The 15,304-nt window shown below is 62.9% G+C and carries 14 protein-coding genes; 7 read left to right on the plus strand and 7 right to left on the minus strand.

All coding sequences use genetic code 11. From position 1 onward, the window contains the following. Positions 1–35 precede the first annotated feature (35 nt). The 4 genes from CCR96_RS22460 to CCR96_RS22480 all read right to left on the minus strand — a co-directional run bounded on the left by CCR96_RS22460 (position 36) and on the right by CCR96_RS22480 (position 5,858). Positions 36–1,334, minus strand: coding sequence for an agmatine deiminase family protein (locus tag CCR96_RS22460; RefSeq protein ID WP_201223952.1), 1,299 nt, complete (start codon positions 1,332–1,334; stop codon positions 36–38). Between the two features lie 374 nt (positions 1,335–1,708). Beyond that, positions 1,709–3,520, minus strand: coding sequence for a glycerol-3-phosphate dehydrogenase/oxidase (locus CCR96_RS24895; protein ID WP_242519302.1), 1,812 nt, complete (start codon positions 3,518–3,520; stop codon positions 1,709–1,711). An 89-nt stretch (positions 3,521–3,609) separates the two neighbouring features. Then, complete coding sequence (gene glpK, locus CCR96_RS22475) at positions 3,610–5,121, minus strand: glycerol kinase GlpK (protein ID WP_201223954.1); 1,512 nt, start codon at positions 5,119–5,121, stop codon at positions 3,610–3,612. A gap of 131 nt (positions 5,122–5,252) precedes the next feature. Next, complete coding sequence (locus tag CCR96_RS22480; protein ID WP_201223956.1) at positions 5,253–5,858, minus strand: HdeD family acid-resistance protein; 606 nt, start codon at positions 5,856–5,858, stop codon at positions 5,253–5,255. A 238-nt stretch (positions 5,859–6,096) separates the two neighbouring features. Between CCR96_RS22480 and gmd the strand changes: the two genes are divergently transcribed. Genes gmd through fcl form a run of 3 tightly spaced genes read left to right on the plus strand, consistent with a single transcriptional unit; the run spans position 6,097 to position 8,502 of the window. Beyond that, positions 6,097–7,227 carry a GDP-mannose 4,6-dehydratase gene (gmd, locus tag CCR96_RS22485; protein WP_201223958.1) on the plus strand — a complete coding sequence of 377 codons (1,131 nt, stop codon included), beginning with the start codon at positions 6,097–6,099 and terminating at the stop codon, positions 7,225–7,227. 43 nt (positions 7,228–7,270) lie between these two features. Beyond that, complete coding sequence (locus CCR96_RS22490; protein WP_201223960.1) at positions 7,271–7,495, plus strand: hypothetical protein; 225 nt, start codon at positions 7,271–7,273, stop codon at positions 7,493–7,495. 8 nt (positions 7,496–7,503) lie between these two features. After that, positions 7,504–8,502, plus strand: a complete 999-nt coding sequence (fcl, locus tag CCR96_RS22495) for a GDP-L-fucose synthase (protein ID WP_201223962.1) — start codon at positions 7,504–7,506, stop codon at positions 8,500–8,502. A 324-nt stretch (positions 8,503–8,826) separates the two neighbouring features. Here the strand turns inward: fcl and CCR96_RS22500 are convergent, their stop codons facing one another. The 3 genes from CCR96_RS22500 to CCR96_RS22510 all read right to left on the minus strand — a co-directional run bounded on the left by CCR96_RS22500 (position 8,827) and on the right by CCR96_RS22510 (position 10,405). Next, a complete protein-coding gene (locus tag CCR96_RS22500; protein WP_201223964.1) occupies positions 8,827–9,150 on the minus strand; it encodes a type II toxin-antitoxin system PemK/MazF family toxin in 324 nt (107 codons plus the stop codon). Beyond that, positions 9,150–9,398, minus strand: coding sequence for an AbrB/MazE/SpoVT family DNA-binding domain-containing protein (locus CCR96_RS22505; protein ID WP_242519303.1), 249 nt, complete (start codon positions 9,396–9,398; stop codon positions 9,150–9,152). The genes CCR96_RS22500 and CCR96_RS22505 overlap by 1 nt, the downstream gene beginning before the upstream one ends. 206 nt (positions 9,399–9,604) lie before the next feature. Further along, entirely contained in the window at positions 9,605–10,405 is an 801-nt protein-coding gene (locus tag CCR96_RS22510; RefSeq protein WP_201223966.1) for an IclR family transcriptional regulator, read from the minus strand. A 267-nt stretch (positions 10,406–10,672) separates the two neighbouring features. Between CCR96_RS22510 and CCR96_RS22515 the strand changes: the two genes are divergently transcribed. The 4 genes from CCR96_RS22515 to CCR96_RS22530 are packed head-to-tail and all read left to right on the plus strand — an operon-like array spanning position 10,673 to position 15,047. Next, complete coding sequence (locus CCR96_RS22515) at positions 10,673–12,922, plus strand: phosphoketolase family protein (RefSeq protein ID WP_201223968.1); 2,250 nt, start codon at positions 10,673–10,675, stop codon at positions 12,920–12,922. 20 nt (positions 12,923–12,942) lie between these two features. Beyond that, complete coding sequence (locus CCR96_RS22520) at positions 12,943–13,374, plus strand: DUF29 domain-containing protein (protein WP_201223969.1); 432 nt, start codon at positions 12,943–12,945, stop codon at positions 13,372–13,374. A gap of 20 nt (positions 13,375–13,394) precedes the next feature. Then, entirely contained in the window at positions 13,395–14,783 is a 1,389-nt protein-coding gene (locus CCR96_RS22525; protein ID WP_201223971.1) for a four-carbon acid sugar kinase family protein, read from the plus strand. 51 nt (positions 14,784–14,834) lie between these two features. After that, positions 14,835–15,047 (plus strand): hypothetical protein, encoded by a 213-nt coding sequence (locus tag CCR96_RS22530; RefSeq protein ID WP_201223973.1) that lies wholly within the window; start codon positions 14,835–14,837, stop codon positions 15,045–15,047. Positions 15,048–15,304 lie beyond the last annotated feature (257 nt).

Raw genomic sequence — 15,304 nt, forward strand, 5'->3', positions numbered from 1 at the left:
CTCCCTGGTTCTTTGCTGGGCGCTCTTCGATCCGCTTAGGCGGGTAACTGCATCGTGATGCAGTGCAGGCTGCCACCTTGGCGAATCAGCGGCCGGCAATCGACGGGCTCAATGCGGCGGCCCGGGAAACAGCCGGCGAGGCGTTCGCAGGCGATCGCGTCCGCGGGGTCGTCGTAGACCGGGACCAGTACGGCGCGGTTGATGATCAGGAAATTCGCGTATCCCGCTGGCAAGCGCTGGCCGTCCTCGTCATAGATGGGAGCCGGTTGCGGCAATGCGACCAGTCGATAGGGCTCACCGTTGCGCTGGCGCAGGGCGCGCAGCTCGGCTGCAAGCTGCTCCAAGGCGGGATGATCCGAGTCGCTGGGATCAGCGCTCGCCGCATAGCAGATGGTGCGCGGATCACAATAGCGGGCGAGGGTGTCGATATGCCCATCGGTATCATCGCCGCTCAGCTGGCCGTGCTCGAGCCAGAGGAAGCGCTCGACACCCAGCCGCTCGCGCAGCTCGGCCTCGATGGCCTCTTGGCTCCAGCCTGGATTGCGGGCTGGATCGACGATCGTGCGGCGCACCGCGAGCAGACTGCCGGCGCCGTCGGTCTCGATGGCGCCACCTTCGAGGACCAGAGGACTGGGTTCGAGATGGTCGCGGGCGCTGTCTAACCTGAATCTCGGGCGATCGGTCTTCTGAGGTTGGCCGCTGGCCATGACCCTGAGAGTGGCGTCTCTGGAAGCGGACGCACTGGGACGGGTCTTTGAGTTCGAGGCGGGATCATCTAGCCGCGCTTCATCTGGTGCTGCAAAGCCGCCGGCGGCATACACCGTCGCGGTGATCCGATCATCGAGCTCGGCCGGATACTTACCGCCCCAACCGTTGAAGCGGAAGTCAAACAGGATGCGCGCGTCGGTGGCAGGGTCGATGACGCTGATCGGCCCATGATCGCGCGCCCAGGTGTCGTTGCTCGGGGCAATGACAAACCGAATCCGCCCTTGCCCGTTCTGACCCTTGGCGCTGGCTTCAGCGCTGAGATCGGCATCGGCGTCGGTCCTGGCTTCTTTGACTGGCTCAGCCCCAGCCCCAGCTTCACTGCCGGTTCCACTGCCCGCGGCAGGGTTATCCTTGTTGGTTAAGTCACTCAGCTGTGCTTGGATCACGCGCTGATGCGCCTGATCCCTGCAGACGATCAGAAGATCCTGCTCCGCAGTGATCAACCGAGCTAGCCGTCGGTAGACGGCCTCGACCGCGTCGAGCTGCGCGGCCCAATCGGTAGCCGCGTGCGGCCAGGTCAGCATCACCGCCTGTTGCGGCTCCCATTCGGCAGGTAGATGGCGCATTGTTACACTCTGATCTTTGACGCAAGAGAAGCTTGTCCAGTGATAGCGAGCATCGCAACAGCCCTCGCGGCTAAGCAGTTGGCACTGCCGAGCTGTCTCGATCTGCGTATCCCGCCCCACTCAGGCTCGATGATGCGCAATTACTGCTGTTTTGCCAGGCCAACCGACATCTTTGGATTGAGCGCACCGCCGTGGGAGATCTGGAGATCATGTCGCCAACAGGGGTCGAAACGGGGGTTGCCGCTGGCGACCGTTTGGGAGTTTTGTCTCTAAGTCAGAATAGACCGCTGCAGTCGAGGACAAGCTCGGGTAGGGCCGCTATATCGACCCGAGACACTTAGCGGCATCGATGCATCGAGCTCGGCTGCATCGGGCTAGGCGGCACCCGACTCTGCCACCTCGGTTGTCTGTCGCGACTGCGCTGGCGTGACCTCGCAATCCTCGCAGAAATACTCGTCATAACGCGCTTTGGCCTGATCGCCGAACAGGATCTCGCAGGCCTCCATCAGGCCCTCGGCATGTTGGATGGTCGGGCGAGAGACCACCAGCGCGATCTTCGAGCGTCGGCGCAAAAAGTCTTCCAGCGTGACGATCATCTCTTGGCGCTTAGCCAGCTGGATCTCGCAGCGTGTGTAATCGGTGCCCTTGATCAGCACCTCGGCCTGGCGCGGGTTCTCGCGGATCTGCGCCAGCAGCTCGAAGGCCTGCTGATCGTAGCGGCGCCAGAGCCGGCTAGAGAGCGGCTCGATCGAGTCCGGCGAGGTGTAGCTGTCCAGATCCATCAGCCGCGCTTGATGCATGTACTCCTCATAGACCGAGCGATGCGGCTCGCCATACCAGCGGTAGCGCGCGTGTGGCAGCTTGATGCCAAGCTCGGCGGCGATCTCCGAGACCTCGTTGCCGACATTGACGCAATCGGTCAGCTTGCCGCCGTAGATCGAGACATGCGCATGCCGGCGATCAACATCGATCTCGTGCTTGCGCGAGAGCTGCATCCAGTCGCGCTCGCCCTCTGCGGCGTCGCCATCTCCAGTCTTGCCATGCTCAGCGGTTTCCTCACCAAGCGCACCATGGCCGCTGCCTTCCGCACCATGGCCCTTGCCGGCAGAGCCATGGATGCTGACGTCTGCACGTCCAACAGCACGTCCAACAGCAGTTTTGGGTGCGCGCTTGACCACCAGCGGACGCACGCCGCAGCGCTCGGCGATGATGTCGGCCCGGGTCAGCGGTCGCTCGAGGTTCAGCCGCTTGTTGATGTTCTCGAGCACGAAATCCCGATCCTCGTCCGTCACCTCGGTGAATGGACGCTCGACCCGCGTGTCGGTGGTGCCGATGCAGGTGCGCACGCCCATCGGGATGACGAAAAAGAGGCGTCCGTCATCAGCGAAGAAGGTCAGGATGTGCGGCTCCGGGGTCACCTGCGGCACGATCAGATGAATCCCCTTGGAGAACAGATGCTGATGCTCGGTCTGCTCGCCGTTGCGCTGATTGAGCCCATCCGCGAAGGGGCCGGCGGCATTGATGAGCATCTTCGAGCGAATCTGAACGGTCTCGCCGCTCTGGGTATCGCGCGCCTCGGTGACCCAAACGCCGTCCTCGCGCCTTGAGCCCAAGGACTCGACATAGTTGGCGGCGATGGTGCCCCGATCCATCGCCGCGCGCACGAACTGGAACACGAAGCGCGAGTCATTATCGTGCAGATAGGCATCGGAATACTCGAAGCCGCCCGCCGCCTTGCGGGTGTTGACCACCGGCTCCTCGGCGTCGATACGGCGCTTGCTGAGAAACCGCGGGATGCGCGTGTAGCCGTTGCCGAACAGCCAATAGACCCAGGTGCCGAGCCAGAGGAACAGCGGCGAGAAGCGAAACCCCTGATCGATCGTGGCGAAGAAGCGGATCTCCTGCACCCGGCTCGGATAGCTGTCGATCAGATGGTTCCGGCTCAGGCATAGCTTGCGCACCAGCCCATAGTCGCCGCTCTCCAGGTACTTGATGCCACCCCAGGCCAGATTCGACGACTGCTGACTGGTAAAGCCAGCGAAGTCGCGCTGATCGATCAAGGCCACAGTCGCGCCCTTGCCAGAAAGTGCGGCCGCCGACACGGCCCCATTGATACCGCCGCCGATGATCAGCGCATCGAACACGCGACCGGGCAATTTAGCGATATTACTATCCCGTAACTGCATAGGTTCCCCCAGCAATCGTTACACCTAAGGCATCAAGCACCAAAGCACCAGGCAGCGTATGTCAGGTGACACTCACTACTCACTACTCACTACTCATCTTCTAGCGCCCAACCCTTCGCCAGCTCCACCGCACGATGCCAGCGCTTAAACAGCTTCTCACGCTTGGCCTGATCGATGCGCGGTCGATAGCGCACATCCAACGCCCACTGCTCGGCGATCTCTTTACGACTCTCCCAGAAGCCGACCGCGAGGCCGGCCAGATAAGCGGCTCCAAGCGCCGTGGTCTCGATGATGCTCGGCACCTCGACCTTGACGCCGAGGATGTCGGACTGGAACTGCATCAAGACGCTGTTCACTGAGGCGCCGCCGTCGCAGCGCAGCTCCTTGAGCTGGATGCCTGAATCACGCTCCATCGCCTCGATCACATCGCGCGTCTGATAGGCCATGCTCTCGAGCACCGCGCGCGCGATGTGACCACGGCTGGTGCCGCGAGTGAGACCGATCAACAGGCCACGGGCGTAGGGGTCCCAATGGGGGGCGCCCAGGCCGACCAAGGCCGGCACAAAGTAGACGTCCTCGTTCTCCGGCACCGAGCGTGCGAGTTCGCGGGTCTCGTTGGCCTGCTCGATCATTTCCAGTCCGTCGCGCAGCCATTGCACGGCCGAGCCGGTGACAAAGATCGCGCCTTCGAGCGCATACTCGACGGGCTCGTCGCCGATCCCCCAGGCGATGGTGGTCAGCAGCTGCTCGCTGCTGGTCACCGCCTCGGTGCCGGTGTTCATCAGCACAAAGGAGCCAGTGCCATAGGTGTTCTTGGCCATGCCGCGCTTGTAGCAGGCCTGACCGAACAGCGCCGCCTGCTGATCACCGGCAATGCCAGCGATTGGGATACCCCGCGTGCCGAAGAACATCTGCGGATCGGTCTCGCCATAGATCTCAGAGGAGGGCCGCACCGCGGGCAGGATTGCAGCCGGGATATCCAGCAGCTCAAGCAGCTCCTCATCCCAGCGCAGTTCGTGGATGTTGTAGAGCAGGGTGCGCGAGGCGTTGGAATAGTCCGTGATGTGGGTCTGGCACCCGGTCAGGTTGTAGACCAACCAAGAGTCGATGGTGCCGAAGCAGATCTCGCCCTGCTTGGCGCGCTTGCGGAGGCCTGGGATGTTGTCGAGCATCCACTTGACCTTGGTGCCGGAGAAGTAGGGGTCGATCACCAAGCCGGTCTTCTGCTGGATCATCTCGGTATGGCCCTGCGCCTTCAGCTCGGCACAGTCATCGGCGGTGCGGCGGTCCTGCCAGACGATGGCGCGCCCGACCGGCTTGCCGCTGGCGCGTTCCCAGAGCACCGCCGTCTCACGCTGATTGGTGATGCCGATGCCTTTGATGTCATTCGGCGCGATGTCGCCGACTTTGAGTGCCTCGGCGATCACCTTCATCGTTACCAGGACGATCTCCTCGGCATCGTGTTCGACCCAACCTGGCTTTGGGTAGTGCTGAGTGAACTCGGAGTAGGCGCGGCTGCGAATCTGGCCGGCGTGGTCGAAGAGCAGCACCGTTGAGCCTGTGGTGCCTTGGTCGATCGCGAGGATGACGCCGTCTTGCATGTCTTCGCTCCGTCAGTGCTGTGTGACCCCCGCTTTGACCTCGCTTTGACCTCGCTTTGACCCCGGTGATGAGGATGGCGTCGGCCTCGATAGGGCCGGCGCGCTCTCCGGGGTTGCGCATGGTCAATCGGCTAGAAGCGGACCGATTCGCTGCTGCGCCGCTCCTTGCCCGCAGCGCGCGCGGCGAGCGCAATGAAGAGATAGGACCAACCGTTGAAGATCAGTTCAATGGCGATGAAAAGTCCGATGATGAAGAGGCCAGATTGCGGCCATTCTGCCAGGATCAGGCTGCCAAGAACCAGCGAGACCAGCCCCGAGACCAGCGGCCACCACCAGCCCTTTGCCGGCTTGAGCTGAAACGCCATGATCGCGCGAAGCAGGCCGACAGTTATGAACATAGCCCCGAGCAGCAGGGTCAGTGACACTGCAGCCAAGGTGGGGTGCAAGGTCATATAGACGCCGGCGGCAACGTAAAGCAGCGCGATCAGTACATGCCAGGCGGTGCTTTTCCAGCCATTGCATTTGAGCGCATCAAGGAGCTGGAAGACACCACCGACGATCAAGAGGGCGGCGAAAAACACGATCGCCAACTCGGTCAGCATAAAGGTCATGCCAAGGCCAACCGTACCGAGAACGATCGACAGCAGGCCGAACGCCAGCAGCCAGCCCCAGTTCTTCTCAAGGTCGCCAAACGGCGGAATCGGCGCGACGGCGGGATTGGGTTTCATGTCGGTCATTGGTTTCTCCTTTTTGGTCTATGAGCGGGAAGAGCAGGGTAAACCTCGATGGTAAGCAATGCCAGCATGCGATGGCTGGCGTGCGTCTGGCAGGGTTGGTGGGGTAAGCGCCGCCTAGTTGTATCATTCGCGCCACTGGATGATCAGTCTCCCCCGCGCACAGGGATGCGCGTTATCCTATAAAAATCCTTGGATCGAAAGGCCGCGCCGCCTCGCCGCCTCATCTGGAGCTTCAGCAGTGACTAAAAGAGCCCTCATCACCGGCATCACCGGCCAAGACGGCAGCTATCTCGCCGAATTCCTGCTCGAGAAGGGCTATGAGGTCCACGGCATCAAGCGCCGCGCCTCGCTGTTCAACACCCAACGTGTCGATCACATCTACGAAGACCCGCATCAGCAGGATCAGCAATTCGTCCTCCACTACGGCGACCTCACCGATACCTCCAACCTCACGCGCATCATCCAACAGGTGCAGCCCGACGAGGTCTACAACCTCGGCGCCCAGTCGCATGTTGCGGTCAGCTTCGAGGCGCCGGAGTACACCGCCGATGTCGATGCCCTCGGCACCCTGCGCCTGCTCGAAGCGATCCGCTTCTTAGGCCTCACCGACAAGGCCCGCTTCTATCAGGCCTCCACTTCTGAGTTGTTTGGTCAGGTGCAAGAGGTTCCCCAGCGCGAGACCACGCCCTTCTACCCGCGCAGCCCTTACGCCGCGGCCAAGCTCTACGCCTACTGGATCACCGTCAACTACCGCGAAGCCTATGGCATGTATGCCTGCAACGGCATCCTCTTCAACCACGAGAGCCCGCGCCGCGGCGAGACCTTCGTCACCCGCAAGATCACCCGCGCCCTGGCCAACATCGCCCTAGGGCTCGAGCAGTGCCTGTATCTCGGCAACATGGACGCCCTGCGCGACTGGGGCCATGCCAAGGACTATGTGCGCATGCAATGGCTGATGCTGCAGCAGGAGCAGCCCGAGGACTTCGTCATCGCCACCGGCGTTCAATACTCGGTGCGCCAGTTCGTCGAATGGACCGCGGCCGAGCTTGGCATCAGCCTCGAGTTCCAAGGCCAGGGCGTCGATGAGCAAGGCCTCGTTACCGCCATCGCCGACCCCGAGATCGCCCCTGCGCTCAAGGTTAGCGACGTCATTGTCTGTGTCGACCCGCGCTATTTCCGTCCGGCCGAGGTCGAGACCCTGCTCGGCGATCCCACCCGCGCCCGCGAGCGCCTCGGCTGGGTGCCCGAGATCAGCGTCCAAGCGATGTGCGCCGAGATGGTCGCCGAAGACCTGCAGAGCGCTCGCCGCTATGCGCTACTCAAGGCCCATGGCCACGCGATTCCGATTGCGCGTGAAGACGGACGCTAACAACGACCTGTCATCAACGCTGCCCATCAGTGAGATCACTCCCATGGAAGCTGTTCAGTTTGACGTTGAGTTACAAGGCGACCTGATCCCGGTGCCCGCTCGTTACCGGGCTTGGCAAGGGCGTCGCGTCAAAGTCATCCTCCTGAGCAAGGAGGCCCCTGAGTCGACGACAGCACCCCGGTCGGCGATAGAGATGCTGGCGCAGACCCCGAAGCATCGATTGTTCAACAGTGCTGACGATATCGACCAGTACATCCGCAAGGACTGACGCCAACCATGACCGCCACCCATAAACCCGTCATCTTCATCGCCGGCCATCGCGGCATGGTCGGCAGTGCCATCGCCCGCCAACTGCACGCCTATGGCCCAGATCAAGCCCCAAATCAAGCCCGGCCCGAATTGCTCACCGCCAGCCGTGGCGAGCTGGATCTGCTTGACCAGCAGGCGGTCAACGCCTTCTTCCAGCGGCAGCGGATCGATCAGGTCATCATCGCCGCCGCCAAGGTCGGTGGCATCCTGGCCAACAACAGCCTGCCGGCGGAGTTCATCTATCAGAACCTGATGATCGAGGCCAACCTGATCCAGGCCGCGCATCAGGCCGACATCCAACAGCTGCTGTTCCTCGGCTCCTCCTGCATCTATCCGCGTGAGGCGCCGCAGCCGATGGCCGAGGATGCGCTCTTGACCGGCCCGCTCGAGCCAACCAATGAGCCCTACGCCATCGCCAAGATCGCCGGCATCAAGCTCTGCGAGAGCTACAACCGCCAATACGGGCGTGACTACCGCAGCGTGATGCCGACCAATCTCTATGGCCCCGGCGACAACTTCCATCCCGAGCATAGCCACGTGATCCCAGCACTGCTGCGCCGCTTCCACGAGGCCACCCAAGCCAGTGCCCCTGAGGTGGTTATTTGGGGCAGCGGCACGCCTAAGCGCGAGTTCCTGCATGTCGACGACATGGCTGCTGCCTGCCTGCATGTGCTGAATTTGGACCTTGAGACCTATCAGGCCAATACCCGGCCGATGTGCTCACACATCAACGTCGGCACCGGCGTTGATGTGACCATCCGCGAGCTGGCCGAGACCATTGCCCGGGTGACCGGCTATCAGGGCGATCTCCGCTTCGATCCCACCAAGCCCGACGGGCCGCCGCGTAAGCTGCTCGATGTCTCGAGGCTCAATGCCCTCGGTTGGCAAGCGCAGTGTGACCTCGAAACTGGGCTCGGACAGACCTACCGCTGGTTTCTCGATAACCTTGAGCGCTTCCGCCGTTAATGCGTCGGAAACTCAACCGCTTCTGCGAGCCGAACGTGCATGGCGGCGGCTGTCCCGCGTCTTCTCCGAGTGCGTCTTCCCCGAGGTCTGCAAGAACCTCTCGACCGACCACTCGGCGCTGATCCAGCTCTATCGCAAGGCGCGCGCGGTGCCGGGGGGGGAAGCGGGTGCTGATTGGCAACGCAACGGTAAGCATCAGCTGGTGCCGAGTGTTCAGCCGGCGAGTGCTGGTGACGCTCCCCCGCAAGGGCGGCAGCCTCGGCCTCCGCGACGGCCGTCCGGCAAACGCCCGCAGGCGGCAGGGCGTCGGCAGCGGCTGCGTCGCTAGGAGCTTGTTGCGAACATCGCCTGCAGCGTGCGCAAGGTCGTTTCGAGTGTCGCTGCATCCAGCGCCCCGAGGTGTTTAACGAGCCTGGCGCGGTCGAGTGTCCGGATCTGGTCGAGCACGATCAGGCCCTGCTTGCCCTGGAAGCTGACCGGTACGCGAAAAGCCGCTGGCCGCGAGCCGGTGGTCATCGGGGCCACAATCAGGGTTCGCAGGTGCTCATTCATCTCATTCGGCGAGATGATGACGCAGGGGCGGGTCTTCTGAATCTCTCGGCCAACGGTTGGGTCGAGTTGCGCCAGCCAAATATCCCCGGTCCTCATCACCACACCAAGTCAGCATCGTCTTGGTTGACAAACTCTGGCCAGACCAAGGCATCTTCACCCTCTTGGGCGAGCCGTTGGGCATCTGTCTCCCAACCTTCCCGTGGATGTCGGCAAATCGGGCGGATCTCGATCACTCCGTCGCGAACCTGAAGGTCCGCGACACCCTCGAGTCCGAGTTGGGTCAGGATGGGCTTTGGGATCAGTACCCCCCTCGAATTTCCCATCTTGCGAATGGCGACTTCCATCTTGGCATCCTCGTGAGCGACAGTGTGGAAGCACGATGTTAGCACGGGTGGGCGAAACGAACATCCGAGACATTCGTTTGTCTTCAGCTTGGTGGCGGTCTCCTCGGATGCTGATGAGCGCAGTCCGATGTGGCCTCAGGCGCCCCTGGATGTTGGACCGATCGAGGCTTGATCAGGGCCTGATCGCCGGCGGTCGCTCGCCGCCGCTAGCCAAGCTGCTCGGAGATGCGCTGTCCTGCTTGCTGGAGATCCTCGATCCAGGCCAGTTGCCGCCGCTCGATCGGCGCCGACACCGAGAGCCCGCCAGCGACGCGCCCGGTGCTGTCGTAGAGCAGGACGCCGATACAGCCCACGTCCAGCTCGGCCTCCTCGTCATCGAGCGCGTAGCCCGCGCTGATCCCGCGCAGACAGACCTCGCGCAGCGCCGCGACATCGGTCAGGGTGTTGCGCGTATAGGCGGGTAGATTGGTGCGCTCGGCATAGGCGTTGATCGCCTCCGCGCCACCGGCACCGAGCATCAGCTTGCCGACTGCAGTGACGTGCAGCGGCGCGCGGGCGCCGATCAACTGCTGGACGTGGATCATGCGATTGGGCGTGGCCTTCTCGATATAGACCACCTCATCGCCCTCACGGATGGTCAGATTGATGCTCTCGCCGAGTTGGTCGCGCAGGGCCTCCATGACCGGGCGCGCGATCGCACGCAGATCGACATCGCTGCGCAGGCGCACCCCAAGCTGGAGCAGGCGCAGGCCGAGCCGATAGTGGCCGGCAGGATCGCGTTCGACCAGGCCGTTCTGGATCAGCGAGGCGAGGATGCGATGCGCGGTGGAGGCATGCAGCCCGGTTTCGGCGCCTAGGATCTTGAGGCTGACCGGCTCGGGATAGCGGGCAATGGTGTCGAGGAGCGCGGCGGCGCGGTCGATGACTTGGATGCGGGCGGCGGCTTGGGGCTTGGGTGCGGCGGCGGATGTCAGGGCTGACGAGGGCGGGTGCTTGGCGCTGGTCATCGTTGCGGGTGCTCGGTTGCGAATTTTCCGCATTATGGAATCTTTTCCTTATTGCGAAAAGTGGCCGCGAGTCTCACTCTATGCGCCAAGTCAACAGAGCCCGTCGCCGTCGCTGCCGTTGGTCGGCATGCGTGCCAGGTCGAGTGCATGCCAGGCCGAGCGCATGCCAGGTCGAGCGCATGCCAAGCCCAGTGCATGCCAGGCCGAGCGCGGGCTTGCCGACATCTCGACAACCGCCGACACACTGAACCAAGAGGATCTCCACCCATGAGCGCATCTGCTTCCGCCGCCGCTGACCAATCTCAGGCTCAATCGGCCAGCATCCCCGCCTTCTGCGAGGGCGTGCTGCATTTCGGCCGGCTGCCGGAGCATTTCACGGCGCTCTCCGAGCCGGCCATCGCCGAGGGACAGTCGGCGATCTCGAAGGTCGATGAGCCGGCGGTGTTTCAAACCCGGCTGATCGCCGACGCGCTGCGCTACGCGACGCTGCAGCTTTGCGCCTCCAAGGAATCCGGGCATCCCGGCGGCTTCGCCAGCTCGGCCGATGCGATCGCGGCGCTGATCATGCTCGGGCACAAGCACATCGTCACCGAGGTCGGCCATCACGCGCCGGGCTTCTACAGCAGCATGTTCCTCGACGGTTCGCTTGAGGCCATGGGTATCGAGACCATGAGCCAGATGCAGCAGCGCTTCCGCGAGCGCGATGGACTGCTCGGGCATCTTTCCGGCGCGATCCCGGGCCTGTTGGCGCCGGCGGGTCCGCTCGGGCAGGGGCAGCATTTCGCGATGGCCGGCGCCTATCTGAATCGCGACACGCTCTTCCCCTGCACCATCGGCGATGGCGGCCTCGGCGAGCCCTACATCCTCTCGGCGATGAAGCACTTCCACACCAGCTATCCGGAGGTGACCAACTTCCTGCCGGTGCTGATCTGGAATGGCTACAGCCAGGAGCACCATTCGATGGTGTCGCTGATGGACAACGCGCAGATGACCACCTATTGGCAGGTGCATGGCTTTGAGCGCGTGATCCTGATCGATGCCAAGGCCTTCGACGACGCCGAGCAGCCCGAGGCCTATGTCGATAGCACGCTGTTTAGCGAGGGCGCGCGCACCGCCTTCACCCGCGCGGTGCTGGAGGGGATGCGGCAGGCGGCGGAGTCGGCGATGAGTGGCACGCTGACCGCGGTGATCATCAAGCAACTCAAGGGTGCCGGCGTGCATGCGCGCGGCGCCAAGTCGCACAACCTCTATCCCGGCGATCATCCCGAGAAGCCGAGCATCGCCGAGGCGCTGCAGCATGGGGCGCTGGCGCCAGAGGCCTGGGCCTTGGTGCGCACCCTGATGGCGCGGGCCGGTGGTGGTCCGGCCGGCCAGGTGGCGGTGACCGAGTCCGAGCGCGCGCTGCCAGAGATCGGCGAGCTGCCGATGCAGGCCTTCGCGGTCGGCGACAAGGCGGTGCCCTCGACGGCGATGGCGGAGATGGTCGCGGTCCTGGGCGAGCGTGATCCTGACTTTGTGGTGACCAATGCCGATGGTAACGAGGCCTCGGCGATGAAGGTGATCAATGAGCGGCTGAAGATCCGCCATCCGACGGTCGATGCGCTCTATAACCAGGCGCCGACCGGGCAGGTCTATGAGCCGCTGAGCGAGGATGCCTGTGCTGGCCTGGCGGCGGGGATCGCATTGTTTGGGGGTCGCGCGCTCTGGCTGTCGTATGAGAGCTTCGCGATCAATGGCTGGCCGATCGTGCAGACGGTGGCGCAGGCGATGGCCGAGCTGCGGCGGCGCACGCCGGCGGTGCTGAGCATGTTCACCGCCGGCGCGCTGGAGCAGGGCCGCAATGGCTGGACCCACCAGCGCCCGGAGATCGAGAACTACATCGGCGGGCAGATGCGCAATGGCAATAGCTATCTGCTCTATCCCTGCGATGCCAACATGATGCAAGCGGCCTTCGCTTGGGCGACCGCGCAGTTCAATAAGTGCATCAGCATCGTCGCCAGCAAGTCGGCACTGCCGGTCTATACCACGCCGGAGCAGGCGCGCGAGGCGATCGAGGCCGGTGCCGTCTCGCTCTATGAGTCGGCGACGGGCGCGGGCTCGTTGGTGGTGTTTGCGGTCACTGGCGATATGGTGCTGCTGCCGGTGTTCGAGGCCAAGGATGCGCTGGAGGCGGCGGGGCATCGGGTGCGGATCGTAACGGTGGCCAATCCGCGGCGTTTGTACCGGGCTGGCGATGTGGCCTGGTCGCACAGCGCGCAGCCAGATGGTCGGTTCATGGATGACTCGGCCTTTGCCGATCTGTTCGATGGCGATGTCTTGCTGGCGGTGAGCGGTGGTGGCACGGTGGCGTTGGAGCCGGTGATGCTGCGCTCGCGGGCCAAGGCGCGGGATCTGGTGGGTTGGCAGCGGGGCGAGACGACGGCTTCTCCGGCGGAGATCATGGCGTTCAATGGCATCACGGGTGAGGCCTTGGCGCGGCGGGCTGGGTTGTTGTTGGAGTCTGGTGATCTTCGGTAAGGCTTTCTGGAGTTGAAACGATGCAAGCCACCCATGACGGTGATTACTACGCTTGGGCCTTAGAGGCCGCCGAGCATCTGCGCGCGGGTCGGCTGAGTGAAGTGGATCTCAACGGCGTTGCCGAGGAGCTTGAAGACATGGGTAAAGCTCAGCGGCACGCGTTGGCCAGTCACCTCAAGGTGTTGATCGTCCACCTGCTCAAATGGCGCTATCAGCCTGGTTTTCGTGGTGTCAGCTGGCGGCTGTCGATCGCGAATGCGCGTGATGAGATTGCCGAGCTGTTGGAGGACAGCCCCAGCCTTAGGCCGAAGCTCGCCGCGTTGGTGGAGCGACGTTATCCGGCTGCGCGCAATCGGGCAGCCTTGGAGACAGGTCTCGCCGAAGAAACCTTCCCATCCAACTGCCCCTTCTCCGAAGAGGAGCTGCTGGATGTCCGCTATTGGCCAGAGTGATCCGAGCACAGAGTCTAGAGATGGCTAACACCTTAACAAAGATCATTGCAATCGATGACGACCCCACGGGGTCGCAGACGGTGCACGGCTGTCTGCTGCTGACGCGCTGGGATGTGGAGACGCTGATGGAAGGGCTGCGGGACGCATCGCCGCTCTTCTTTGTGCTGAGCAACACGCGCGGCATGGATGCCGAGTCGGCGGCGAGGATCACGCGGGAGATCTGCGTCAATCTGCGCGCGGCCTTGACGCGTATGGATGAGAGCGGAGCGCCGATCCAACCGCTGCTGGTGAGTCGCTCGGACAGCACCCTGCGCGGCCATTATCCGGTCGAAACCGACGTGATCGCTGAAGCGCTCGGTCCTTTCGATGCGCACTTTCTGGTGCCCGCCTTCTTCGAGGGTGGGCGCGTGACCCGCGATGGCATCCATTATCTGATCGTCGATGGCGAGCCGGTGCCAGTGCACGAGACCGAGTTCGCCCGTGACTCGGTGTTCGGCTTCAGCACCGCGTTCTTGCCCGACTATGTGCAGGAGAAGACCAGCGGCCGGATCAGCGCCGCCGAGGTCGAGCGGTTCTCGCTGGCTGATGTGCGCGGCGATCTGGCCGATCGCTTGCTGGGCCTGAGTGGCAATCGCTGCTGCGTGGTGGACGCCGAGCAGCCGTCCGATCTGGACGGCTTCGCGCGGCAGTTGTTGGCCGCGGCGGGGCAGGGCAAGCGGTTTCTGTTCCGCAGCGCGGCCAGTCTATTGACTGCCCTCGCCGCCTTGCCGCCGCAGCCGGTGCCGGCGGCTGAGATGGCGACCTTTGTGCGCGGAGGGCGGCCGGGTGTGGTGCTGATGGGCTCGCATGTCGGCAAGTCGACGCGGCAGTTGCAGCACCTGCTGGCGGAGACCGATGCGGTGGGCTTGGAGATCGATCTCGATCGCCTTGACGAGACCGAGAGGCCGGGCACGAAGGCGGCCGGGGGCGACCCATCTGCCACGACGGGTCCGACGCTGCCTCTGGTGGTCGACTTGATCGCATCCGTTGAGGCGGCGCTGCGGCAAGGCCGTGGCGCGGTGCTCTACACCAGCCGTGGCGAGCGGCAATTCGCGACCAAGGCGGAGCGCTTGGCCTTTGGTGATCGGGTCGCGGATCTGCTGGTCCAGATCGGTCAGCAATTGCCAGCCGACATCGGTTTTTTGATCAGCAAGGGCGGCATCACCTCCAACGATACGCTGAGCAAGGCCTTGGCATTGCGCACCGCGCGCGTGCTCGGCCAGGTGCATGCCGGCTGCTCGGTGGTGCGCTGTCCCGAGGATCACCCGCGTTTCCCGAATCTGCCGGTGGTGATCTTCCCAGGCAATGTGGGGGGCGATGAGACCTTGTCCGAGGTGTATCAGCGGTTGTCGTCTGCCGGCATGACATAATGCCTGAGGTGTGTAGATCGTTGGTGCCAGCGTTTCTGGCTGAGGTAGAACATGCAGATCAAGCGTCAGTATATTGTCGATGAATCCAATCGCAGGGTTGCCGTGCAATTGGATATGGAGACCTTCGCCAAGATTGAAGAGGCGCTAGAGGATGTTGGACTCATCCGTGCCATGGAGGAAGTCCATTTCAATCAGGATGATGATGAGACCCTAGATCTCGAGCAAGCCCAGTTGTTTTACCGTTCACAGGTTGCGAGGCAATGAAGGTCCGCTATCGCAAGCGGTTTCTAAAACCGCTCGCGAGACTGCCCGTCGAGATTCGGAGTCAAATTGAGGCCTTTGCCTTTGAGCAGCTTCCAAATGCCCAATCCATGGCAGAGCTGGGTTTCATAGAAGACTTGTGACTAAATAATATTTTTTTATTTTTCAGTAACCTGACGAGCATTCTTTCAGTAAGCTTTTTCAAAACAACAGCTTAACCTTGAAAAGTTATAATTCGACCCTATTAATAATTGAATGGC

Origin of the sequence: Halochromatium roseum, assembly GCF_016653315.1 — a bacterium.
Taxonomy (GTDB): Bacteria; Pseudomonadota; Gammaproteobacteria; order Chromatiales; family Chromatiaceae; genus Lamprobacter; species Lamprobacter roseus.